The organism is Streptomyces sp. NPDC049040 (genome assembly GCF_043197715.1).
In the GTDB taxonomy this organism is placed as follows: domain Bacteria; phylum Actinomycetota; class Actinomycetes; order Streptomycetales; family Streptomycetaceae; genus Actinacidiphila.
In genome coordinates, this window is sequence record NZ_JBICTO010000004.1 from 1 (window position 1) to 22,562 (window position 22,562).

Below are 22,562 nucleotides of genomic sequence, written 5' to 3' on the forward strand. Positions count from 1 at the left end.
CACTCGCCATGCTCCCCGCACTCATCTTCTTCTCCATCTTCGAAAAGAAAATCGTCGGCGGACTCACCGGCGCCGTCAAAGGCTGACACCCACGACAAGACCCGCGATCAGCCGACTTCGGCCTCCTCCTGTCACGGCATCGGCAAGGGCAGGAGCAAAGCGCCGGCGGCCTTCTCCGCCCTTCCGGGACAGGACGAGCGACGCCACCGGCCAGTAGGGTGGTGCGCGTGGATCTGGACGACATAGCCGCGCGGCTCGGCGTACCCGTGGAAGAGGTCGAGCGCGTGCACCGGCTCGCCGGCGACCACCCTTCGGCCCCGCTGCCCGCCAAGGCCGACGCGCCCGCGCTCCTCGACCGGCTCGCGGTGCGACCGGATGACGCCGCCGAGGTCATGGAGGGCTGGCCCGACTCCGACTCCCCCCTGTGGACGCCGGAGTTGCGGTGGCTGCTCGACCGCTCGATCGCCCTGGTCCGCGCCGACCTCGGGGGCCATGACTGGCTGTCACCCGGTCCTGAGCTGCCGCGCGACCGAGGCCCCGCCTGGCGGCACCTGTACGTGTACGCCTACCTGGCCCTGGTCGACGTCGTCACGGAATACCACCGCGACCACGGCATCGACGACCCGGTGACGCGGGTGACCCTGGCCGACCTGGGCCGCAATCTCGCGGTCGACCGCCGCATGCGGCGTGAGGGCTGGCCGGTCATGCAGAGCTGGCTGACGCTGCACTCACGCGGCGGCCTCTACGAGCTGGGCCGGCTGCAATACCAGCGGGGCGGCGCCGAACTCGCCCTGCACATCCCCGAATCGGGGCCGATGACCCCGGAGGCGGTCGCGGCGTCACTCGACGAGGCCCGCGCTTTCTTCCCGCGGCACTTCCCCGAGGAGTCCTACACGGCCTTCTCCTGCGGATCGTGGCTGCTCGACCCGCAACTGCTCGAATACCTGCCCGGCGACTCCAACATCGCGCGGTTCCAGCAGAGGTTCGAGCTGGAGCCGTACGAGGAGCCGGAAGGCCTGGACGCCGACGTCGAGGTGCGGCGGTTCGTCTTCCGCACCCTGGCCACGCCGCTCGACCGGTTGCCTCGCCGCACCGCGCTCCAGCGCGCCGTGGTCGACCACTTGAAGGCCGGCGGCCACTGGCAATGGCGCCGCGGTCTCTTCCCCATCCGGCACGGCTGACCGCGCAGGTTCGCCGACCGGTCGACCCACGGTCCCGACGCGATGCCCGACCCGATGTGTGACCTCCGCTTTCCTGGGGTCAGCGGCGCCGCAGTGCCGGGTCGAGCAGCGCGGGCGGGGTGTCGCTCTTCTCGTGCGCGGCCAGGTCGGTGCCGGGGGCGACGATGGCGTCGATCGCGTCGAGGACATCCGCGGAGAGCACCGTGTCCGCGGCGGCGAGCTGCGAGTGCAGGTGGTCCAGCGTCCGGGGACCGATGAGCGCGCTGGTCACGGCGGGATGCGCGGTCACGAATCCGAGCGCGAGTTGGATCAGGGTCAGCCCGGCCTCGTCGGCGACCTTGGCCAGCCGCTCGACGGCGTCGAGCTTGGCCTGGTTGGAGGGGATGTCCGTGTCGAAGCGCTGCGGCATGAAAGTGGAGCGGTTGGTGGTGACGTCCCGGCCGGCACGGATCGCGCCCGACAGCCAGCCGGAGGCCAGCGGGCTCCACACCAGCACGCCGAGCCCGTACTGCTCGGTGACGGGCAGTACGTGGCTTTCAGCGCCGCGCTGGAGGATCGAGTAGCCGGGCTGTTCCGTGACGTAGCGGCCGAGATGGTGTTCGCGAGCGGCCGACTGGGCCTGCACGATGCGGTAGGCGGGGAACGTCGAGGAGCCGAAGTACCGGATCTTCCCCGCGCTCCGCAGGTCGGTCAACGCGGACAGCGTCTCCTCGTCACTGGTGCTCGGGTCCCACCGGTGGATCTGGTAGAGATCGACGTGGTCGACACCGAGGCGGCGCAGGCTGCTGTCCAATTCGGTGATCAGCCAGCGGCGCGAACTGCCTCGATGATTGCGCTCGCCGCCCATCGGCAGGCTCGCCTTCGTGGCCAGCACGATGTCGTCGCGGCGGCCGGCGATGGCCTTGCCGACCATCTCCTCCGACTCGCCGCCGCTGTACACGTCGGCGGTGTCGATGGTGTTCACGCCGCTCTCGATGGCGGCGTCGACGATGGCGGTGACCTCGTCCTGGGTGGTACGCCCTATCGTGCCGAAGTTCATGGCGCCGAGCGCGAGGGAGCTGACCTGCACTCCGGTGCGGCCCAAGGTGCGGTACTGCATGACCGTGTTCCTCCATTGCGGGTGGAGCGCGGTGGCGCTCCGGCTTGGTTGTCGGTCCCGGCTCTGGCATCATGAGCAAACGGGACACCGTCCCGTTTAACGATACGGAACACTGTCCCGTTTAGCAACCGACAGCGAAGGGAAGGACGCGGTGGACGACGGCGACCGGGGCGCGGAGCACGCGACCCCGCCGAGGCGGGCCGACGCCCGGCGCAACAAGGAGACCCTGCTCAACGCGGCCGCCGCGGTCTTCGTCACCTCGGGCGTGGAAGCACCGGTACGCGACATCGCAGCCGAGGCCGGCGTCGGGACGGCCACGATCTACCGCCACTTCCCGACCCGAGCGGACCTCATCATCGCCGTCTACCGGCACCAGGTCGAAGCCTGCGCCGAGGCCGGGCCGGCCCTGCTGGCCGCCGGCCCGACACCTCACGCCGCCCTCGGGCAGTGGATCGACCTCTTCGTGGACTTCCTCGTCACCAAGCACGGCCTCGCCAACGCGATGCAAGCGGACAACACCGGCTTCGCGGCGCTGCACACCTACTTCCTCGACCGCCTCCTGCCGGTGTGCACCCGGCTCCTCGACGCCGCCACCGCCTCCGGGGAGATCCGCCCCGACCTCGACGCCTACCAGCTCATGCGCGGCATCGGAAACCTGTGCATCGGTGCCGACAGCGACCCCCGCTACGACGCCCGCCGGCTGGTCGCACTCCTCGTCGCGGGCCTGCGCCGACCGAGCTGACCCCGGCGCCGCGAAGACGAGGCCCGCTCTCGCGGGCATCCGGCACCGATACCGGCCACGGGTGGTGTTGACGCCCTCGAAAGCACGGCCGTAGGGTCGCCGCGCGCGGAGCGGGGGCGCGGTCGAATCCTGCGACTCTCCGGCCCACGCGAGGGAACCGCCTGATCCAATCCCCCACTTGGAGAGAGGTACCGCCCCATGCTGTCGAAACGAGTCCTGAGGTCCGCCGCCGGCGGGTCCGGCGCCGCACTGCTGGCAGCCGCGGCGGCACTGGTCGCGGTGGCCTTACCGGCCGCACACGCGACGACCCCGCCGGCACCGCCGACCACCCCACCCACCCCGCCCACCACGGTGCCGACAGCCCCCCCGACAGTACCGCCCACCACCATCCCGCCCACCACCCCGCCGTCGCAGACGCCGACGCCCCCGCCGCCAGGTTCCACCTGCTCCATCGCCTACACGGTCAAGCAGTGGCACACCGGCTTCACCGCGAGGATCACGCTGACCACCACAGGGCAGGCCAACGGCTGGCTGATCCGCTGGTCCCAGCCGTCCGGCACCCAGACCGTCACGCGGTCCTGGAACGCCACCGTCACCAAGAGCGGCACCACCTACACGGCGGCCAGCCTGCCCTCCAACGCGCAGATCCCGAGCGGCGGCGGCACCTTGACCTTCGGCTTCGGCGCCACTTGGTCGGGCGCCAACCCGCCGCCCACCGGCTTCACCTACAACGGACTGGCCTGCACCCTGCGCTGAGCCGACACCACAGAAAGGACCACGGTGGTGGGGACCGGAAGGCTTCACCACGACCACCCGGGCGTTCGGGTTCCACGTCGGCGGGGTGTGGGCATCGCGGGCGGCGGCGCGACGATTGTTGAGTACGTGAACGCCGGCCCGGTCGACGAGTTCACGATCGTGCTCGCCCCCGTGCTGTTCGGCTCCGGGACCCGCCTGTTCGAGGGTGTGGACGCGGGACGCGTCGCCCCGGAGCAGGTCCGCTCCGAGCCGACGCAGCGGGACACCCACCTCACCTACACCGTCCGCGAGCGGTAGGCGTACGGCATACCCGAAGGAGCACGCTCGCCGGGCCGCTCCGAGGCAGGGGCTCCAGCGGGCAGACACAGGGGGCGTGACCCGTCTGCGAGGATCACGCCATGCTGCAAGCCTGCCTGAACGGTGCCAGGAACCGCGCCGAGTGCGCTCACCTCCCCGTGACACCCGGAGAGTTGGCGGCGGCCGCCCGCGAGGCAGTCGCCGCCGGAGCCCAGGACGTCCACCTTCACCCCAAGGGCCGCGACGGCCGGGACACACTGGACCCCGCGTCCGTCGCCGAGGCCCTCACAGCCGTACGGGCCGCGGTCCCGCGCACCGCTGTCGGCGTGACCACCGGCGCCTGGGCCGCACCGGAGCCCGGATCACGCGCCGCCCTGATCCGGTCCTGGACCGTGCTGCCCGATCACGCCTCCGTGAACTGGCACGAGGACGGCGCCGACGAGGTCGCCCGCGCCCTGCTGGACCGGGGTGTCGGTGTCGAAGCCGGGATCTACTCCGGGACTTCGGCGGCCGAGCGATTCCTGGCCTGGCCGGATTCCCACCGCGTCCTGCGCGTCCTTGCCGAGATCACCGACACCGATCCGCAGGCCGCGGTCCGATCCGCGGCCGGTCTTCTGGACACCCTCCGCCCGGCCGCGACCCCGCCGGTCCTACTGCACGGCGAAGGCGAAGCCGCCTGGGCCGTCCTTCGACTGGCCGCCGCCCGTGGGCTGGACATGCGGATCGGGCTGGAGGACGTACTCCGGCTGCCTGACGGCACACCATCCGGGTCGAACGCCGAACTCGTGGGCGCCGCACGGGAGATCATCCGGCAGGCACGCGGGGAGTCCTGATACCCGACGTCGGCTCCAGGGCCACGCCCGGGTTGCCCCCTGACCTGCCCCTGACCTGCTCCTGAGCTGCGAGAGTCAGGCCTCGCCCGCCCCTCTCCACACTACTTGACTTTACCCAGTACCTGGTGAAGCATAGTTGTGTGACGTCGACCCATGACCCGCAGCAGCTCAAAGGGGTTCTGTGGCTGCTCCTGCTGCAACTGCTCGCGGAGCAGGAGTCCTACGGCTACGAGGTGGTCCAGCGCCTGCAAGCATCCGGCTTCACGGATGTCCTGGAAGGGACCGTGTATCCCGCGCTGGCGCGACTGCAACGGGAGGGCCGGCTGGTCACCCACCTGGTGGCATCGCCCAGCGGGCCGGCCCGCAAGTACTACCGGCTCACACCCGCCGGGCGCGAGGCCCTGACCGAGGGCAGCGCGGCCTGGACCCGGCACGTGCTCGCCGTCAATGCCGTCCTCGGCTCAGGCGCGCCCGGGAACGGTGACCCGAAATAACCATCGCTCAAGGGGGATTCATGCAGCACAGCCTCAACTGGCTCGACCGCCTGCGTGTGGAGCGCCTGATCTGGTCCCTGGACCAGCGGCTCTACGACCTGCCGCGGCGCAGCCGCATCGCCACACGGCGCGAGGTCCGTGCCAACCTGCTGGCCGCCGCCCAGGACATCGGCACGGGCCAGGCCCTGCGCAGGGTGGGCAGCAGCAGGCAGCTCGCCCAGGACTACCTGAACGCCGAGTTGGGCTCAGAACCGCGCCACTCCTGGACCGCTGCCGCCTGCTTCGGCCTGACCGTGCCGCTCATCCTCAACTTCTTCCTGGACGAGTCCGCCTCGGCCTACCAGCAAGCCGTCACCGCCGCCGACCCGCAGGCCACCGGCACCCATGTATGGCAGGGCGTCACCTGGCTGCAGAACGGCATCACCTTCACCTTCGACCACGGCCACGCCACCAGGACCGGCGGATCGTGGACCGTCCTCGTCTACGTCCTCTGGCTGGCCGGCGCCATCGCCTGCGGCCGCCTGTGGCGACTCCTCCCCGCACGCCGACGCCAGGCTCCCCCGGCCCCCAGCCACGACTGAGCCACGTACCGCTCCGGCACATCACGCCGGCCACGGTCCTGCACCGCTTCGGCGCCACCGGCCCGGCCCCCGTTTCAGGTGTTCCACCCTGCCGGTGTTGCTCCGCCTCGGACGGGCAAGAAGGGACAACAGCGCTCATCGGACCTGCGAGGGGCGGGGACGGTGCCACCGGGCATCGTCACACCAGTTGCGGAGGGCTCTCATGATCGCTCTGATCCTGATCGTCGTGATCTTTGCAGCGGCGGTGTTCCTGGGCCCGCTGATGCGACGGCAAGGCGCACGCCTCCGGGAGCGGCGCCACCACACGCAAGGTTGATCGCCAGGGCCCGCCGGGGGACCCGGAGGCTCAGCCGAACACCTCCCCCGGGGTGCCTCCCGAGCCTTGCTCGGTGCACGCAGAAGCGGAATCCGGCCGGGCCGACCTGAAGCCCGTGTTCCGTATGTGGCTCTTGCGAAACTTGGGAATGCCCTCACATACTGCGTATACGAACGGGGGTTCTGCGCGGGGGATGGTTCGTGGGGGAAGAGCACGAATGCCCGGTGTCTCAGCGGTGACTCCCGTATGTGCGGAACACGGCACAAGGGGACTCAGTTGCACAAGGGTTGGCGAAAGGCGCGGGCGACAGCGCTCGCGGTAGGGGTGGCGGCGGCGCTGACCGCCGGGGCGGCGGTTCCCGCGGGAGCCGCCGGCGGGAGCCCGGCGCAGCGGGCCGGGTCAGCGGCGCCGGAAAAGGCCGCGGGGGCCGAGGCGAAGACCTGGGTGACACTCATCACGGGTGACCGGATCGGCGTGAATGCCGACGGCAAACCGGTGGCGCTCGCGCACGGCAAGGGACGCGAGCACATCCCCATCGAATTACAGACCGCGAAGGGGCACACCTACGCACTGCCGCTGGACGCGGTGCGGCTGATCGGGCAAGGCCGCGTCGACCGGCGGCTTTTCGACGTCACGACACTCAACCGGCCGGAGTACCGCAAGGCGCAGGCGCGCGGCCTCGGGTACATCGTCACGTACCAGGGCGCGGGGTCGGACGCGAAGGCCGATCTGCACCGGGCCGACGGAGCCAGGATCACCCGCACGTACAGCACGCTCGACGCCGAGGCTGTCACGGCGCCGGCAGGCCGCACCGCCGGGGTCTGGCAGGCGCTGACGAAGGCGCCGGTGAAGGGCACACCGTACGCGGCCGCCGAGCCGGGCCTGAAGAAGGTGTGGCTGGACGCGGTGCAGAAGGCGTCGAGCCTGGACTGGAGCCGCCGGCAGATCGGGGCGCCGAGCGCGTGGGACGCCGGATACGACGGCAGCGGCGTGAAGATCGCCGTGCTGGACACCGGCGTCGACAAGGACCACCAGGACCTGGCGGGCCAGGTGACCGACGTGCAGAACTTCTCCACCGCCGACAATCCGGATGACCACTACGGGCACGGCACGCACGTCGCCTCCATAGCGGCGGGCACCGGAGCCGAGTCCGGCGGCACGTACAAGGGCGTCGCACCCGGCGCGAAGATCATCTCGGGCAAGGTGCTGGACGACGACGGTTTCGGCGACGACTCCAGCATCCTGGCGGGCCTGGAGTGGGCCGCCAAGTCCGGTGCGAGGATCGCCAATCTGAGCCTCGGCGGCACCGACACGCCCGGCACCGACGTGCTGGAGTCGGCCGTCGACACCCTGTCCGCCGACTACGGCACGCTGTTCGTCATCGCGGCGGGCAACGACGGGTCCGCCGCGGGGACCGTCGGCTCGCCGGGCAGCGCGGACGCCGCCCTGACCGTCGGCGCGGTCGACAAGGACAGCACGCTGGCCGACTTCTCCTCGCGCGGCCCGCGTGTCGGTGACGACGCGGTCAAGCCGGACGTGACCGCCCCCGGTGTCGACGTCACCGCCGCCGCGGCACCCGGCTCGTTCATCGACCAGGAGGTCGGCGAGGACCCGCCGGGCTATCTGACGATCTCGGGGACGTCGATGGCGACCCCGCATGTCGCGGGCGCGGCCGCCGACCTGGCGCAGGAGCACCCGGACTGGACCGGCCAGCAGATCAAGGCCGCCCTGGTCGCCGCCACCACCGACAGCAGTGCCGGATACTCGCCCTTCGAGCAGGGCACCGGCCAGGTCGACCTGACCAAGGCCGTCAAGCAGACCGTCACGGCGAAGCCCGGATCGACCAGCCTCAGTTACGACATGGCCGTCTGGCCGCACGGGGACGACCCCAAGCAGACCAGAACTCTCACCTACACCAACACGGGCAGCCAGCCCGTCGTCCTCGCGCTCGCCGCGCAGGGCACGGACCCGCTGCGGCAGCCCGCGCCCGCCGGCTTCTTCACCCTCTCCGCCGATTCGGTGACGGTGCCCGCCCGGGGTTCCGCGAGCGTCGGCGTCACCGTGGACACCACGCTCGGCGGCAGCGTCGACGGCGCCTACACCGCCTACGTCACCGCCACCTCCGCGGACGGGCAGACCGTCCGCACCGCGGCGGGCGTGCTGCGCGAGGTCGAGTCGTACGACGTCACGGTCAAGCACCTGGACCGGCAGGGCAAGGCGACCGCCGCCTACGACACCTGGCTCTACCCGATGTCCGGTGACCAGGTCGGCAGCTTCATCCCGGTGTACGACGCCAGTGGTACCGCCACCATCCGTGTGCCCAAGGGCCGTTACCTGCTCAGCAGCACCGTGTACGTCGGCGACGGAAGCACATGGGAAGGCGGCGACTGGATCAACCAGCCGGACCTGACCGTCGATCGCGACACCGGGGTCACCGTCGACGCGCGCACCGCGCGCCCGGTCGAACTCACCGTCCCCGACGCCGCGGCCGTGGCGCAGTTCGCGGCACCCGACATCACCGTCGAGACCGCGGACTTCACCAACGATATCGGCATGTGGCTGGACAGCTACGCCGACTTCCGCACCGCGCACCTCGGACCGGCCGACGCCGCAGGCACCCTGCACCAGTCGTTCGCCGGCACCTGGACGGACGGCGGCAAGCGCTACGACCTGGCCTACGGCCTCGACAGGACCACGCTGGCGACCGGCTACGTCAAGCACGCCAAGGCCGCCGAGCTGGCCAAGGTCAAGGTCGGGCTCGGCACTTCGGTGAAGGGAAAGAAGGGCCTGATCTTCGTCTCCGGAGTGCTGTCGGGCGGCGGAGGCTCCAGCTCGGTCGGCTTCACCGAGGACCTGCCGGTCACCAACACCGTGTATGTCAACGGCGGCCCTTCGGTGCGGTGGGTCCTCTGGTTCAACCAGTTCGACAGCGCAGGTGAGCAGATCGAAGGGGACTACAGGAGCGACGACACCGCGTACAAGGCAGGCAGGAGCTACGCCGCGACCTTCAACGTCGGCGTTTTCGGTCCGACGGTCGGCGACACCGCCGGCCTCTTCCGATCCGGTAACGAGATCTACGGCTACGTCCCGATGTTCGCGGACGGCTCCGGCCGGGCGGGCGGCACCATCTACGACAAGGCGGTGACCACTCTCTATCGCAACGGCAAGAAGGTCGGCAGCAATGCGGATCCGGTGACCGGCGAGCCCTTCACCGTGCCCGCGGGGGCCGCGAGGTACAAGCTCACCACGTCGGTGACCCGCAGCGGTGTCGCGGCGGTCAGCACCAAGGTGACGGCGGCGTGGACCTTCTCTTCCCATGAGACCCAGGACGAGGTCCGACTGCCTGCCTCTGCGGTCAAGTTCAGCCCCGCACTGAGTCTTGCGTCCACTTCCAAGGCCGGGGCGAGCATCGACGTGCCGGTCTCCGTCCAGGGTTCGGCCGCGGGGAAGAACCTCAAGTCGCTGCGGGTGTACGTGTCCTTCGACGGCGGCAGGCACTGGAAGCGGCTCAGCGTCAAGAGCGGAAAGGTGACGGTGGCGAACCCCAAGGCCGGCAAGGGAGTCTCCTTCAAGGCCGACGTCACCGACAAGAAGGGCAACACCCTTTCGCAGGCGATCTACAACGCGTACCTGACCCGGTAGTCCGGACAGCCGCACACCGGCAGCCCGGACCGCTTTCGCCTCATCACGCGCCGGCCGCCAGGACCGCGAACGGGTCCCGGCGGCCGGCGCCACGCAACAGCCCGGGGCCGGTTGCCCGGGCGGCACCTTCGAGACGGCACGACCGTGCGTGGTCAGGTTCCGGTCGGGTCGCCGCCGTGCGGAAGGCCGAAGATCCACTGCTGGGAGCGCTTGAAGAAGCGGTCCCCGAACCACGGATTCCACCCGCTCTGGAAGTCCGCGGCAGCGGTCAGGAACCGCCGGCCATGGACTGCCTGGATCTCGAACGCCGCACCGTCCGGTGTCTTGTGCAACTGCCACCGCTGCCAGGGTTCCTTGTTGGTCTCCCACATCACCAGCTCGGCCTGATCCGAGTCGGTCGTGGAGTCCAGGGCGAGCTTGTTGGCCGCGGAGATGATGAGCAGTTCTCCCTGCACCCCGCTGGGATGCAGGTACCACAGCTGATGAAGGTCGGCGTGCGGCGGGAGCAGGATGGGTTTGCTCCTTGGCTCGACAGCCTGGCCGGTGTCGAGGGCCAGCCCGCAGTCCCGCGCAATGATCAGAAACGGGCCCGCCGGGTCGGTCTTCTTCTTGCGCTTCCTGGAGGGAAACAAGCTGACGCCCTCCACCCCGACAGTGATTCCGGGGAATCCCAGCACTCCGAGACTTATCGATATGGGCATTGCGCGACGCTAGCAGCGCAGGGCCTGTCGGGGTCCGGGTCTTCCCCAAAAGGTGAGGAACAGGTGTCAGGCGTGTATGGGCGAGTTGCCGCCGGACATCGGCACATCGTGGGTGCCGGCTTCCCGCTTGGGGTCCGGCCCGTACGCGTTCTGGCCCTTGTCGCCCTCGGTGCAGGCGAACACCAGGAGGATGATGCTGCCGAACAGCGGCAGGAGTGCGATCAGGACGAACCAGCCGGATGTGCCCGAGTCGTGCAGACGCCGGACGGTCATGGTCAGGGACGGCACGACGATGACGGCCAAGTAGACGAGGTACGGGATCATGGTGTGACCCACGACCCCGAGGACAGCCAGCATCGCAAGGCCCATGCAGCAGAACAGCGAGTACATCCAGTACTCCTTGCGGCGGGCTCGCCCGCTGAAGACGGCGTACTTGCTGAACGCGCCGAGATACCACCGCATGATGTGTCCCCCAAGGGCCAGATTCGATCGAGTGATCGCCCCGCGTCGATCGACGGCCAGGTCAGCAGACCATATGGACCCTGACCTGCACGAGTCAAGCGAATCGGAGCAAGGTTGCCACAGTCCATCGGGGCCGATGGGAGACCGCCTGCCGCCATGGACCGGGCCGCCAGAAAGGGCAGCTATCGACCGTTCTTGTTATCGATGCCAATCCGGCATCTCACCGTGTGTCGTTGCACCGAGCGGTTTGCCGTGACCGACTGTCATCGATAACATGCAGCCCGACAGTGAGGAGGCCGCGTGGCGAACGACGGTGCGGGGGACACGGGGCGGCCACCGGGTATGGCGGATGTCGCCCGGGTCGCCGGGGTCTCCGCGCAGACCGTCTCACGGGCCCTGGGGAACCACCCCAACGTCCAGCCGGCAACCCGCGCGAAAGTACTGGCGGCCGTCGAGCAGCTCGGATACCGCAAGAACAACGCCGCACGCATCCTGTCCTCAGGCCGCAGCCGCACCATCGGGGTCGTCACCCTGCAGACGGGCTTCTACTCGCGGACCGCCCTCGTCGTCGGCATCGAACGCGCAGCGCAGGCGCACGGATACGCGGTCAGTGCCGCGACCACCGCCTCCCTGGACACCTCCGCGATCGAGGCCGCGCTGCTGCGGCTGTCGGAGCAGCACGTCGAGGGCGTGGTCCTGGCGGTACCCCTGATCCACGTCAGCCGGCGCATCGAACAGCTCACCTCCGCGGTCCCCACCATCACCGTCGACGGCTCCCGCACCTCGGCGACCGAGGTCGTGGCCGTCGACCAGTCGCTCGCGGCGCACCTCGCCGTCCGGCACCTGCTCGACCTCGGGCACCGGACGGTATGGCACATCGCCGGGCCGCCGCAGTGGCTGGACGCGACCAGCCGCACGCAGGGCTGGCGCGCGGCCCTGGAGGCCGAGGGCAGATCCGTACCGCCCGTGCTGGAGGGCGACTGGTCGCCGGAGTCGGGCTACCGCAACGGTCTGATCCTCGGCAGCATCCCGGACGTCACCGCGGTCTTCGTCGCCAGCGACGAGATGGCCTTCGGGGCCATCCGCGCCCTGCACGAACAGGGCCGCCGCGTGCCCGCGGACGTATCCGTCGTCGGCGTGGACGACATCGCCCTGGCCGAGTACTGCTCCCCGTCGCTGACCACCGTGGCCCAGCCCTTCGCGCAGATGGGCGAGCTCGCCGTCGGCCACCTGCTGCGCCACATCGCGGAACCCGCGGCCACCCTCGACCCCGCCACCGTCAAGCCCCGGCTGATCGTCCGCGCCAGCACAGGCCCGGCCCCGGACCGGTCGGCTACGGCGTAGTCCTCGCCGCGCCTTCCTCCCGCGGGCCCCACAGGGTCCGCGTGGCGGGTGTCCGCCGCACCATGTGTCCGGGCGCCGCGGGCCGACTCACCCGGGTGCGCCTGCGTGCCTTCTCGTGAGGTGCCGGAGCCCCCTGCATGATGTGGAGCGGCCGTCGATACGTCGAGGGCGGCCCAACCGACAGGACCCGATCCGCAGGGAGACCCCCATGCCGAACAACCAGGATGGACCGGTGCCGGACCCGTGGCTGGCGGCGGTCAACGTCACGGTGCCGGTGTCCGTGGCCAACGACCTGGACAAGATGCAGGGCGTGATCAAGGACGTGATGACGCAGCTGGGGTGCCCCACGTGCCACTCGGGGAGGGACCTCCGCATCACCATCGCCCGCGACTTCGTGGTGGATCCTGAGGGCCTCGTCCAGCCGGCGGTCGCCGCACCGTTGACCCGCTGACCCACAGGCTCTGGGCCCGCCGTGACGAGACTGGGGGTCGGACTCACTTATGTGCCCGGTCTCGACCACATCATCGACGGGGTTGCCGACCTGCTCGACGTCGTCGAGATCGAACCGCAGAGCCTCTGGCGGATCCGCGGAGATGGCGGGATCACGGTCGACGAGGACGTGCTGGGACGCCTTTGCGACCTTCCCGGCGCGCGACTGCTGCACGGGGTCGGCAATCCGGTCGGCGGCTCCTGCCCTCCCGACCTGCGGCAGACGGCGCTCTTCGCAGAACTCGCCGGGAGGCTGCACACTCCGTGGGTCAGTGAGCATCTCGCCTTCAACCGGGTGGCAGACCGGCGGGGTGGGTTCCACACCGGGTTCATGCTGCCGCCCAGCCAGACGGAGGCGGGCGCCCATGCGGCCGCCCGGTCCATTCGCACCATGGCCGATGCGCTTCCGGTGCCCTTGGCCGTCGAGATCGGCACGAACTACCTCCGACCACGGTCAGGCGACCTGCCGGACGGCGCGTTCGCCAGGCGGGTCGCGGAGGAGAGCGGCTGCGGGCTGCTGCTCGACCTGCACAACGTCCTGGCCAACGAGCGCAACGGCCGTGGCAGCGTGGACGATCTGCTGGCCGAGCTGCCCCTCGACCGCGTGTGGGAGGTGCACCTCGCCGGCGGTTCCGAATACCGCGGGTATTGGCTGGACGCACACTCCGGGCTCCCCGACGACGATCTGCTGGCGCTCGCCGGCCGGGTCCTGCCGCGACTGCCGGCCCTGCGCGCGGTCCTGTTCGAGGTGGCGCCCTCGGCCGTACCGCATCTGGCTACGGGCGCCGTCCGCGAACTGCTCCTGGCGGTGCGGGAGATGTGGCCACCAGCGGCCTCGATCGCACCGCTGACGTCGCCGCGTCCGGCCGATGTTCCGCATCCGGCCGGCAGGCAGCCGACCGCTCCGTGCGAGTGGGAGTTCGCGCTCGGCAGTCTGGTGATCGGCCGCGATCCCCAAACCCCCCTGGCGCACGAGCTGGTGACCGACCCGGCGATCGGACTGCTCCGTGACCTGGTCGCCGAGTTCAGGGGCAGCGCGCTCACGGGCACCCTCCGGTACACGATGCGACTGCTGTTCCTGACGCTGGGATCGGTCGGTGTGGGTGAGTTGCTCAGTGGCTACACGCGTTCGTGCCCGCCGCGCCTCTTCGCCTCCGAGGAAGCGTTCGCGTTCGCAGACCATCTGCGGGAGGCCCGGCCGCCCGTGCCCTGGCTGACCGACGTGGTCCAGCTCGACCTCGGCCTCCTGCGCGCCCGACTCGACGGCTCACCCTGCACCGTCGGCCTCCGTACCGATCCCACCGCGCTCATGACGGAACTGGGCGCCGGCCGGCTACCGGTGGCGCCGCCACAGGGCCACTTCCGGGTCCGCCTCGTCGACGACGGCACGACCGGCCGTCAGGACGAGGAAACGAGGCTCACCGTGTAGGCAACGATGATCTTGGCTGCGACCTCACTACGGAAGATGACGCTGTAGTCACACGTGATGAGGTTGAACCCGTCGATCTCATCGAATCGCACCTGGCGCTTGAAAGACCCTTGAAACTTCTCGTCGGTGTGAACCTGGTGGACATCATCGACAATGTCCTGCGTCAAATGCTCGTCGAATATCAGCATCTGGTTGAGATTGTCGTCGGTCTCCGTATCGAACTGGGAAACCGCAAGCCGCTTCGTGATGTTGTAGGTGAAACTGTGGTCCGGCGGGAGGAACAGCGCACCGTTCGGGTGCATCTTCTGCCCCTCGTCCCTCGAATACAGAAGTTCAGCATTGAACACTTGCTCATCATTCACCGCACGTACGATCGCGGCGCTCAGGCCGCCCTTCGGCGCTACGCCGGCGGGGCCGACATTACGCATGGTCGCCAATGTGACGTCAATCGTTTTGGTGGCCACAGCCTTCCCACCTTATTTCCATCCCGCAGGTCAGAATCTCGGTTCGAGGCGCGCGCCCGGCTGCCCCCACCGGCAGCGCACGCCGTCTGCGACACGATCAGTATCCCGCGCACCTGCCGCCTCAGCATGTCGGCGGATTCACGGTCGAACCTGGTCCTGGACCGACCCGCCGGTCGCCGGCAGCGTCATTTCGCTGCTTGCGCACCGCTCGGCGAGGCCACTTCCCTGGAGTGGGACTGTACGGCGCCCCGCCCGCGGGTGCGGTCGATCTCGCGCCACTCCGGTCGCAGTCCGGCCAGATTCGTGGTGAGGAAGTACGCGGCGCCGCAGGCGAGCAGCACCGGCACGAGTCCGACGCCGGTCACCACCGCCCCGGCGATCAGCCCGCCGAGCGGGATACCGGCCCAGGCCAGCGAGTCGCCGAGTGCGTTGACCCGGCCCAGCATCCGGCGCGGCACCCGCTCGACGAGTACGGCCCCCAGCACGGGATTGACGAAGCCGGCCCCGAAGCCACTGACGGCGAAGACGGCCACCACCATCCCCAACGGGGCGTCGAAGGCGAGGATCAAGAATCTCGGTGCCCCGGCCAGCAGGAAGCCGGCGAGGACCACCACCCGCCGCCGCAGCCGGTGCGCGACCACCGCGGCGATCAGGCTCCCGCCGACCGCCGCGGCCCCCATCGCGCTGCCCATCAGGCCGATCGCGGTCGGCCCGTTCCCTGACTGCCTGGCCCAGACGGGTATGAGCACCGAGGAGAAGGCGGCGTCCAGCAGGTTGGTGATGCCGACCATGACAATGACGGTGAGAAGCAGCAGCTCGCCGCGCAGAAAGGCGAAGCCCTCACCGAAGCGCCGCCAGTAACCCGGTTCCGCATCCCCGGCCCTGACGGGGGCATCGTCGACGGCATGCCCCATGCCACGGGGCAGCACCAGTTTGATGATCACCGATCCGAGGGCGAAGCAGCCCGCGTTGACGGCGAGCCCTGCCAGGGGACCGAGCAGCGCCACGAGGGATCCGCCGACCGCCAGGCCGACGGTGGAGGCGAGCCGCTCGGTCACTCCGGCCAGACCGGTGGCCCGCTCCAGCGGCACCCGGCCGCGCTCCGCCGCCTCCGGGACCATCACCTCCTTGGCCAGGTCACCGGGTCCGCGTGCGGCACCGATCACTGCGACCAGCACCAGCAGAAGGGGGAAGGTCATCAGGTGCAGGGCATGGAGCAGGGGGATCGCGGCGGCGGCGGTGCCGCTGGCCAGATCGGTGGTCCAGGAGACGGCCCGGGGACCGATCCGGTCCACGAGCGGTCCGGTGAAGGCCTTGACCAGCACATAGGGGGCCATCTCGCAGAAGGCGACCAGCCCGGTCCTGGTGGCGCTGCCGGTGGTGACGAGCACGAACCAGGGCAATGCCACAACGGAGATCCGGGTGCCGGTCAGTGACACGGCCATGGCCGCCAGCACTCCGCCCAGCGGCAGTAAGGACCTCGTGCCGGGTATGCCGGCGGCCTTCGAGGTGTCGCCGGTCATGATGTCGTGCTCCCTTCCGCTGCCCGAGAGGCGGAAGGGGCCGACGACCCGCCGGGCGCGTCCAGTTCCGGCAGGATCTGCGTGATCACGCCGACCCGTTCCGCCCCTTCGGGGGCGTCGGCCGCCGTCTCCGGGTCGTCTCGCCGGTAGCGCCCGATGACGTCGGCCAGCTCCTGGTAGAGGGTGGCGGCTTCCTCGGGCGTGAGCCGCAGGGCCCAGTCGCTCATGTCGAAGGTGTTCCGCCATGCGCGGGGCATCGTCCGCAGCCCGTTCAGGGTCTGCTGGGTGCGCAGGGTGTGGATGGCGGCGACGGACTGCTGGTAGGCCAGCGCGGCCTCGGGCTCCTGCTCGGCCAGGTCCTGATCGTTGAACCAGAAGGTCCGGTGCACCGAACGCCACCAGCGTTCGCGCGCGTTGCCGCGTTCTGTGTCCTCCTCGACGAAGCCGGCCGCGCCGAGCTGCCGGAGGTGGTAGCTGGCTGTACCGGAGTTCACACCCAGCCGCTCCGCGAGTCGGGTGGCCGTCGACGGGCCGTGCCTCCGCAGCAGCCCCACCAACTGCACACGCACCGGATGCGCCAGGGCCCGCAGCCCCTTGGCATCCAGCACCACCGAGTCCTCTTGGGAGTTCGGGCCTTCCGGCCTGTCCACTGCGTCAGCCATGCACTACACGGTAGACCGCAAAGGGTTCTTCGCAAAGAGCTCTTTGCGAAGAACCCTTTGCGGTTCTCCTGTGCGGTTCAGCCGGGTGTGGTCGCAGACCTGATGGGCGACTGCCTCTCGGATCAGGCCCGCGTACGGCGGCGGCGCACGGCCACGGCACCCACAGCCGCAGCTCCGGCGAGCAGGAAGGCCCCGGCCGCCGCGGCGGTCGTGGACGTCCCACTGCTTCCGGTCTTGGCAAGCTGCGAACTCGCCCCTGCCGTGCCGGAGGTGGTGCCCGAGGTCGCGGACGCGCCGCTGGTCGCGGTGGACGGCGAGGCGGTGGGGGTCGGGCTCTGGGTACCCCCGGATGCTCCGGTGCCCCCGGTGGAGCCGGTGCCCCCGGTGCTCCCGGTGGAGCCGGTGGAGCCGGTGCCCCCGGTGGAGCCCGATCCCCCGGAACCCGCCGCGAGCACCTTCAGCGTCGCGGTGCCTCCGCAGAAGGTGCTCCCCTCGAACGGCGCCGACCCCTGGTTGACGAATGCGCAGGACGTCACGGTGGCCTTCCCGGCGGGCGCGTCCTTGCGGTAGCTCACCCGGACCTTGGCGACCGTCTTGCTGTGCGCGGCGAGGGAGGCGTCCTTGCCGATCACGTCGAAGCCGTACACGTCGGCCTCGGCGTTCGAAGTGAGCGGCGTGAGGGTCTTCCAGGTCCCGGAGCGCAGCACCTGCACGGAGGCGTACCTGTTGGTGATCAGCGTGTTGGTGACGTTCTCGTACGCCGATGCGGTGGGGTTGGTCAGCGTGGCCTGGAAGTCGACGGCGGGGCCGCCGGCGGTCACGGTGCCGGGTACGCCGGACAGCCCGGTGCCGAGGCCGTCGACCTTGATGGTGTCGTCGTCCCTGTCGTTCGCCGCTCCTGAGGCGCCGTAGGAGACGAGTGTGGTGAGCTTCAACTGCTTGGTGCCGCCGTTGCTGTCGCCGTTGTGCGGGGTGCCCATGGGCACCCCGATGCGCAGCTGCACGACGCGGGACCGGCCCGCGGCGAGCGGGAACCTGTCGGGCATCTCACCGGAGAACTTCCCGTCGGCGTAGGTCAGCGGCACCGTCTTCCACGCCGTGCCGCTGAGCCGGTACTGCAGGCTGACGGCGTTCGGCGGCAGGCCCGCTCCCCCGTCGATCCGGTAGATCAGCCGCGCCGTCGAGGTGTCGTGGTCCCCGGTGTTGGAGACCGTGGTGGTGAAGGCGACCGGAAGGCCTGCAAGACCGACCTCCGCGGGCGCGGCGGTGGCGACGGCCAGCGCAGGCGGCTGCGATTCGTCCGCGGCGGCGGCCGGCGCGAGGGTGAAGCCCGCGGCGGCGAGGAGCAGGGCCGTTCCCGAGACTGCGGCCGACGAACGAACCTTGTGTGCAAACGTGTTCAACGTATCCCCCCGGATATGTGTCGCGCGGTGTCGCCGCGCTCGGTGACCGCGGGCAAGCAGGCCGCCGTCACGCACAGTTGGACCCGCCTGCCCGACAGCCGGTTGCGCTGCGCAGTGTCACCGTTCTGTCACCGAGGTTCCGGGCCGGCCCCGCCTCCGCGCTGTGGCCGAGACCGGCCGGCGCCCGGACCCGCCTCACTTCCCGCTGTCGTACAGAACGGGGTTCAGGGGTGTCCTGGGGACCTGGCCGACCTCGGCGCCGGGCATCCAGTCGCGGTCGCGGGCCTGGTTGTCGTTGGTGGGTTCGGCGACCCGTATGCCGGCATCCATGTAGATGACGGTCATCACCCGGCGCGGTTGCGTGCCGCGGTTGGGCCCGGCGTGATGGAAGGTCCAGCCGCGGTGGAAACTGGCGTCGCCGAGGGCGAAGGGCTCGACGACATCCTCGAAGTCCTGCTCGGCGACGACCTGCCGGAGCCTGGTCTCGGACTCGTCCGAGATGGGCAGATCGCGGCCGTGGGACAGCTGGTGGCTGCCGCGCGCGAAGGCGAGCGGACCCATGTCGAGCGGGGTCTCCTGGAGCGGCAGCCAGATCGTGAGGCAGCGGTCGGAGGACAGCGGCCAGTAGTACTGGTCGGCGTGCCAGGGGGTGATCCCGCCGCCCGGCTCCTTGTACAGGGCCTGGTCGTGGTAGAGGCGGACCGCGTGCACGCCGAGCAGCGCGGCCGCGATGCCGGCCAGCCTGCGGGCGAACACCAGCCGCTTGACCTCCTCGTTCTCCCGCCACAGGTTCGACACCTGCAGGAAGGCACGGCCGTAGGTGTCACGCTCGGACAGCGGCAGGTGCTGGGTGTCGAGCCGGATGACCTCGGAGGTGATCACCGGTTCGTACCGGGCAACCGTCCCCGCAGACAGCACTCCTGACAGGTGGACGAAGCCGTCCCGGTTGAAGTCGGCGACCGCGGTCGGGGACAAACCCTCATAGGGGACGTCGAGTTCGCCGGTCGGCGCTTGTGCCGTCGTGGTCATCGCACTGCTCCCTGCGTCAGAAGTCCCGGGAAGTCCCGGCCGGTCGCCGGTGTCCACCGTCGCAGCACACAGGTGGTCCCGCCACGCCCCTGTTGCCCACTTCCGATACGCGGTTGCCACTTACCCCTGCCGTCGCTGCGCGTCTACGCTGGCCCGCGTGAAGCCCCGCTTCGAGCAGCCGCCCGCTGCCGCCGGAAGCACGTTCGCCAGCTACACCCGCCGGGAGAGCGCCTTCGCATTCGGCTGGCACCACCACCGCGAGTACGAACTCACGCTCATCACCCAGGGGTCGGGCACCCGCTACGTGGGTACCACCGTCGAGCGGTACCGGCCGGGAGATCTGGTCCTGCTCGGCCCGGACCTGCCGCACACCTTCACCTCTGAGCCGTACGAGGGAGTGGCGGAGGCGGCGGTGACGCAGTTCCGCCATGACTTCCTCGGCCCGGACTTCTTCGCCCTCCCCCAGTTCTGCGCCCTCGACGACCTGCTGGCCCGGTCCGGGCGCGGCCTGTACTTCGACCGCGTACCGGAGGAGGTGCGGGAGCTGGTGACCCGGCTGCCGCACCTGGGCGCCGCCGCCCAGACCACGGCGCTGCTCGATGTGCTCTGCCGCCTCGCCCCAGGTTCTGCGGCCAGGCACCTCACCGGCCCCGGCTACGCCCCCGCGCCGGGCACCGCCGTACGCGACCGTATCGACGCCGTGTGCCGCCACCTCCAGCAGAGCCACACGGGACCGGTGCACCACGAGGAGGTGGCAGCGCTGGTGCACATGTCACCGACGTCCTTCAGCCGCTTCTTCCGCAACGCGATGGGCCGCACCCTCACCGACTACCTCAACCAGCTCCGGGTGGAGACCGCGTGCGCGCTGCTGACCGGCACCCCGCTGCCGGTCACGGAAGTCGCCGCCCGCAGCGGTTACCGCAACCTGTCCAACTTCAACCGCCGCTTCCGGGAGCTGAAGGGGTTGCGCCCCACCGAATACCGCGCCGCGCACCTCCGCCGCACCGTGGAGTGAGCAGAACCAGCGACATCCGCGGCGACCCGCTGGAGCGCGGTCCCGGCAGGGACGACCCGCGGCGGGGGGTGTCAGCCCTTCGCGGCGACCCGGTCGGCGAGAAGTACGGCCACCAGGCCGCGCGCCCACTCGCCTGACGCCGGGCTGCCGCTGAAGATCGCCCGGTAATACAGCGGCCCGAGCAGGATGTCGACGGCCCGCTCCAGCTCCGGCACCTCGCCGCCGCGCGCCCGCTCGCGCGCGATGATCGCGCCGAGCTGCTCGTGCCGGTCGGCCGTGCAGGCGCAGCCGCCCTCAGGGCCCGAGCCGATGGTCGCCCGCATCAGGGCGAGGACGTCGGGGTCCGCGAGGTCGGTGGCCACGTCGTCCATCCAGCGTTCGAGGTCGCCGGCCAGGGTGCCGGTGTCCGGCACCACGACGTCGCCGCTGAAGCGGCTGGTGGCGACGTCCGCCAGCAGCTGGGCCACCGATCCCCAGCGCCGGTAGACCGTGGTCGGGTGCACCCCGGCGCGGGCTGCGACGGCGGGAATGGTGAGCGTCTCGGCGGGTCCGGCACCGGCGAGTTCCTCGACGGCCCGGTGCACCGCCGCACGCACTCGGGCGGAACGGCCGCCCGGACGGGCCTGCACTGCTTCGGTCATGCAGAAATTATCGCACTCATCGTTGCGTTAGCATAGCTGTCATTAACGCAATGATCACTGCAATCGGAGATCAGCATGACCGTCGCGCAGACGCGCCACAACGAGAGTCCCGGCTCCGCCACCGCGCCGCGAGGCTCGTCCGGGCGGCGCGGGCTGAGCCGCCCGGCAGCCTTCGCCGCCATCACGGCGATCTTCGTCCTCTTCATGGCCGCGTCGAGCGCGCCGTCGCCGCTCTACGTCGTCTACCAGCAGCAATGGGGCTTCTCCGCCTCCATGCTGACCACGGTCTTCGCGGTCTACGTCGTCGGCATGATCGGCGCGCTGCTGGTGCTCGGCGCGCTCTCCGACCACATAGGCCGCCGTCCCGTCCTCATCTCGGCGATCGCCCTCGAAGCGGCGGCGATGGTGCTCTTCATCACCGCGGGCGACGTGTCCCTCCTGCTGCTGGCCCGTTTCGTCCAGGGCATCGCCACAGGGGCGGCCATGACCACGCTCGGCGCGACCCTCGTCGACCTCAACCCGCCGCACGCACCGCACCGGGCGGGCGTCATCACCGGCGCCGCGCCGACCTTCGGCCTCGGCCTGGGCGCGCTCGGCTGCGGATTCCTGGTGCAGTACGGACCGCACCCGACCCGGCTGGTCTACGTGATCCTGCTCGCGGGCCTGGTGCTGGCCGGTATGCTCCTCGCCGGGCTGCCGGAGACCTCCCAGCTCAGGCCGGGCGCCGCCCGCTCACTGCAGCCCCGGCTCGGCGTCGCGCCCCGGCTGCGGGCGGACCTGATCGCCCTGGTGCCGATCCTCGTGGCCAGCTGGGCGCTGGGCGGCCTCTACCTCGCACTCGGCCCGTCGGTGGCCGTCGGCCTGTTCGGCCTGTCGAGCCATGTGATCGGCGGCCTTGTCGTCACCATCCTGTGCGTACCGGCCTCGATCACCGCCTTCGCGCTGCGCGGCTGGCCGACGGAACGCACGCTGGCGCTCGGCGCCGCGCTGCTGGTGCTCGGTACGGCGGTGGGACTGACCGGGGTCGAAGCCGGCTCCGTCACCGCGGCGGCCATCGGCACGGCCCTCGCGGGGGTCGGCTTCGGGGCGGCGGGCCTGGCGAGCTTCGGCACGCTGGCGCGGATCGCAGAACCGGCCGAGCGCGGTGAGCTGTTCGCAGTCGCCTTCGTGATCTCCTACCTCGCCTTCAGCATCCCGGCCGTCGTCGCCGGCTTCGCCACCACGAACGTGGGCCTGCACAGGACCGCGGTCGTCTACAGCATCGCCGTCATCGCCTTCGGCGCCCTCGCCCTCATTGCCCAGCGGGTGCGGACGGCCCGTGCGGCCGATCCCGTCGTCGAGGTCCTTCCGGTGTCCGGCCCCACGCAGGCCGGCCGGTGACGACGGCAAACCGGCGACCGTGCACCGGGGCCTGCCCGGGTGAATCAGCGGCACCCGCATCGAGCGCCGAGGGGGCAGG

General features: G+C 70.5%; 22 protein-coding genes. 13 read left to right on the forward strand and 9 right to left on the reverse strand.

The annotated features are described in order from the left end of the window. Window positions 1-227 precede the first annotated feature (227 nt). Window positions 228-1,181: an acyltransferase domain-containing protein gene (locus ACGFMP_RS12660; RefSeq protein ID WP_393672171.1), complete on the forward strand. Its 954-nt coding sequence runs from the start codon at window positions 228-230 to the stop codon at window positions 1,179-1,181. Window positions 1,182-1,260: 79 nt separating this feature from the next. Here the strand turns inward: ACGFMP_RS12660 and ACGFMP_RS12665 are convergent, their stop codons facing one another. Continuing rightward, window positions 1,261-2,280, reverse strand: a complete 1,020-nt coding sequence (locus tag ACGFMP_RS12665) for an aldo/keto reductase (RefSeq protein WP_393672172.1) — start codon at window positions 2,278-2,280, stop codon at window positions 1,261-1,263. A 151-nt stretch (window positions 2,281-2,431) separates the two neighbouring features. On the opposite strand from ACGFMP_RS12665, the gene ACGFMP_RS12670 reads away from it, so the two are divergent. The 7 genes from ACGFMP_RS12670 (at window position 2,432) to ACGFMP_RS12700 (ending at window position 9,941) form a co-directional block, all read left to right on the forward strand. Next, window positions 2,432-3,022, forward strand: coding sequence for a TetR/AcrR family transcriptional regulator (locus tag ACGFMP_RS12670; RefSeq protein WP_393672174.1), 591 nt, complete (start codon window positions 2,432-2,434; stop codon window positions 3,020-3,022). Between the two features lie 198 nt (window positions 3,023-3,220). Next, a complete protein-coding gene (locus ACGFMP_RS12675) occupies window positions 3,221-3,778 on the forward strand; it encodes a cellulose binding domain-containing protein (RefSeq protein WP_393672175.1) in 558 nt (185 codons plus the stop codon). A gap of 126 nt (window positions 3,779-3,904) precedes the next feature. Further along, entirely contained in the window at window positions 3,905-4,075 is a 171-nt protein-coding gene (locus tag ACGFMP_RS12680; RefSeq protein ID WP_393672176.1) for a hypothetical protein, read from the forward strand. A 101-nt stretch (window positions 4,076-4,176) separates the two neighbouring features. Then, window positions 4,177-4,908, forward strand: a complete 732-nt coding sequence (locus ACGFMP_RS12685; protein ID WP_393672177.1) for a 3-keto-5-aminohexanoate cleavage protein — start codon at window positions 4,177-4,179, stop codon at window positions 4,906-4,908. Window positions 4,909-5,048: 140 nt separating this feature from the next. Next, a complete protein-coding gene (locus tag ACGFMP_RS12690) occupies window positions 5,049-5,402 on the forward strand; it encodes a PadR family transcriptional regulator (RefSeq protein ID WP_393672178.1) in 354 nt (117 codons plus the stop codon). A gap of 20 nt (window positions 5,403-5,422) precedes the next feature. Beyond that, window positions 5,423-5,983, forward strand: a complete 561-nt coding sequence (locus tag ACGFMP_RS12695) for a hypothetical protein (RefSeq protein ID WP_393672179.1) — start codon at window positions 5,423-5,425, stop codon at window positions 5,981-5,983. Window positions 5,984-6,743: 760 nt separating this feature from the next. Next, window positions 6,744-9,941, forward strand: a complete 3,198-nt coding sequence (locus tag ACGFMP_RS12700; protein ID WP_393672181.1) for a S8 family serine peptidase — start codon at window positions 6,744-6,746, stop codon at window positions 9,939-9,941. Between the two features lie 152 nt (window positions 9,942-10,093). Here the strand turns inward: ACGFMP_RS12700 and ACGFMP_RS12705 are convergent, their stop codons facing one another. Both ACGFMP_RS12705 and ACGFMP_RS12710 read right to left on the reverse strand, forming a co-directional pair. Beyond that, entirely contained in the window at window positions 10,094-10,642 is a 549-nt protein-coding gene (locus ACGFMP_RS12705; RefSeq protein ID WP_393672183.1) for an RICIN domain-containing protein, read from the reverse strand. A gap of 66 nt (window positions 10,643-10,708) precedes the next feature. Beyond that, the gene (locus ACGFMP_RS12710; RefSeq protein ID WP_393672184.1) at window positions 10,709-11,104 is read right to left on the reverse strand and encodes a DUF805 domain-containing protein; all 396 of its coding nucleotides are present in this window, start codon (window positions 11,102-11,104) and stop codon (window positions 10,709-10,711) included. 342 nt (window positions 11,105-11,446) lie between these two features. Here ACGFMP_RS12710 and ACGFMP_RS12715 point away from each other — a divergent pair, with 342 nt between their 5' ends. From ACGFMP_RS12715 to ACGFMP_RS12725, 3 genes are all read left to right on the forward strand, one after another. Continuing rightward, window positions 11,447-12,448, forward strand: a complete 1,002-nt coding sequence (locus ACGFMP_RS12715; protein WP_393672794.1) for a LacI family DNA-binding transcriptional regulator — start codon at window positions 11,447-11,449, stop codon at window positions 12,446-12,448. 208 nt (window positions 12,449-12,656) lie between these two features. Further along, window positions 12,657-12,899, forward strand: a complete 243-nt coding sequence (locus tag ACGFMP_RS12720) for a hypothetical protein (protein WP_393672185.1) — start codon at window positions 12,657-12,659, stop codon at window positions 12,897-12,899. A 21-nt stretch (window positions 12,900-12,920) separates the two neighbouring features. After that, window positions 12,921-14,366 carry a DUF692 family multinuclear iron-containing protein gene (locus ACGFMP_RS12725; protein WP_393672186.1) on the forward strand — a complete coding sequence of 482 codons (1,446 nt, stop codon included), beginning with the start codon at window positions 12,921-12,923 and terminating at the stop codon, window positions 14,364-14,366. On the opposite strand, the gene ACGFMP_RS12730 is transcribed toward ACGFMP_RS12725, so the two are convergent. The 5 genes from ACGFMP_RS12730 to ACGFMP_RS12750 all read right to left on the reverse strand — a co-directional run bounded on the left by ACGFMP_RS12730 (window position 14,336) and on the right by ACGFMP_RS12750 (window position 19,447). Beyond that, entirely contained in the window at window positions 14,336-14,830 is a 495-nt protein-coding gene (locus tag ACGFMP_RS12730; RefSeq protein WP_393672187.1) for a hypothetical protein, read from the reverse strand. The genes ACGFMP_RS12725 and ACGFMP_RS12730 overlap by 31 nt on opposite strands. A 185-nt stretch (window positions 14,831-15,015) precedes the next feature. Beyond that, window positions 15,016-16,353 (reverse strand): MFS transporter, encoded by a 1,338-nt coding sequence (locus ACGFMP_RS12735; protein ID WP_393672188.1) that lies wholly within the window; start codon window positions 16,351-16,353, stop codon window positions 15,016-15,018. After that, window positions 16,350-17,015, reverse strand: a complete 666-nt coding sequence (locus ACGFMP_RS12740) for an ArsR/SmtB family transcription factor (protein WP_393672189.1) — start codon at window positions 17,013-17,015, stop codon at window positions 16,350-16,352. The genes ACGFMP_RS12735 and ACGFMP_RS12740 overlap by 4 nt, the downstream gene beginning before the upstream one ends. Before the next feature lie 122 nt (window positions 17,016-17,137). Then, the gene (locus ACGFMP_RS12745) at window positions 17,138-18,418 is read right to left on the reverse strand and encodes a hypothetical protein (protein ID WP_393672190.1); all 1,281 of its coding nucleotides are present in this window, start codon (window positions 18,416-18,418) and stop codon (window positions 17,138-17,140) included. Window positions 18,419-18,613: 195 nt separating this feature from the next. Further along, entirely contained in the window at window positions 18,614-19,447 is an 834-nt protein-coding gene (locus ACGFMP_RS12750; protein ID WP_393672191.1) for a phytanoyl-CoA dioxygenase family protein, read from the reverse strand. Between the two features lie 157 nt (window positions 19,448-19,604). Here ACGFMP_RS12750 and ACGFMP_RS12755 point away from each other — a divergent pair, with 157 nt between their 5' ends. Then, on the forward strand, window positions 19,605-20,462 hold the full coding sequence (locus ACGFMP_RS12755) for an AraC family transcriptional regulator (protein ID WP_393672192.1): 858 nt from the start codon (window positions 19,605-19,607) through the stop codon (window positions 20,460-20,462). 71 nt (window positions 20,463-20,533) lie between these two features. On the opposite strand, the gene ACGFMP_RS12760 is transcribed toward ACGFMP_RS12755, so the two are convergent. After that, the gene (locus tag ACGFMP_RS12760; RefSeq protein WP_393672193.1) at window positions 20,534-21,103 is read right to left on the reverse strand and encodes a TetR/AcrR family transcriptional regulator C-terminal ligand-binding domain-containing protein; all 570 of its coding nucleotides are present in this window, start codon (window positions 21,101-21,103) and stop codon (window positions 20,534-20,536) included. 75 nt (window positions 21,104-21,178) lie between these two features. Between ACGFMP_RS12760 and ACGFMP_RS12765 the strand changes: the two genes are divergently transcribed. Beyond that, window positions 21,179-22,483 carry an MFS transporter gene (locus tag ACGFMP_RS12765; protein ID WP_393672194.1) on the forward strand — a complete coding sequence of 435 codons (1,305 nt, stop codon included), beginning with the start codon at window positions 21,179-21,181 and terminating at the stop codon, window positions 22,481-22,483. Window positions 22,484-22,562: the final 79 nt, after the last annotated feature.

Coding starts and splice junctions, on each gene's coding strand:
- ACGFMP_RS12665 (WP_393672172.1), bottom strand. CDS start 2,280: ATGCAGTACCGCACCTTGGGCCGCACCGGAGTGCAGGTCAGCTCCCTC.
- ACGFMP_RS12675 (WP_393672175.1), top strand. CDS start 3,221: ATGCTGTCGAAACGAGTCCTGAGGTCCGCCGCCGGCGGGTCCGGCGCC.
- ACGFMP_RS12685 (WP_393672177.1), top strand. CDS start 4,177: ATGCTGCAAGCCTGCCTGAACGGTGCCAGGAACCGCGCCGAGTGCGCT.
- ACGFMP_RS12695 (WP_393672179.1), top strand. CDS start 5,423: ATGCAGCACAGCCTCAACTGGCTCGACCGCCTGCGTGTGGAGCGCCTG.
- ACGFMP_RS12705 (WP_393672183.1), bottom strand. CDS start 10,642: ATGCCCATATCGATAAGTCTCGGAGTGCTGGGATTCCCCGGAATCACT.
- ACGFMP_RS12710 (WP_393672184.1), bottom strand. CDS start 11,104: ATGCGGTGGTATCTCGGCGCGTTCAGCAAGTACGCCGTCTTCAGCGGG.
- ACGFMP_RS12715 (WP_393672794.1), top strand. CDS start 11,447: ATGGCGGATGTCGCCCGGGTCGCCGGGGTCTCCGCGCAGACCGTCTCA.
- ACGFMP_RS12720 (WP_393672185.1), top strand. CDS start 12,657: ATGCCGAACAACCAGGATGGACCGGTGCCGGACCCGTGGCTGGCGGCG.
- ACGFMP_RS12735 (WP_393672188.1), bottom strand. CDS start 16,353: ATGACCGGCGACACCTCGAAGGCCGCCGGCATACCCGGCACGAGGTCC.
- ACGFMP_RS12740 (WP_393672189.1), bottom strand. CDS start 17,015: ATGGCTGACGCAGTGGACAGGCCGGAAGGCCCGAACTCCCAAGAGGAC.
- ACGFMP_RS12750 (WP_393672191.1), bottom strand. CDS start 19,447: ATGACCACGACGGCACAAGCGCCGACCGGCGAACTCGACGTCCCCTAT.
- ACGFMP_RS12760 (WP_393672193.1), bottom strand. CDS start 21,103: ATGACCGAAGCAGTGCAGGCCCGTCCGGGCGGCCGTTCCGCCCGAGTG.
- ACGFMP_RS12765 (WP_393672194.1), top strand. CDS start 21,179: ATGACCGTCGCGCAGACGCGCCACAACGAGAGTCCCGGCTCCGCCACC.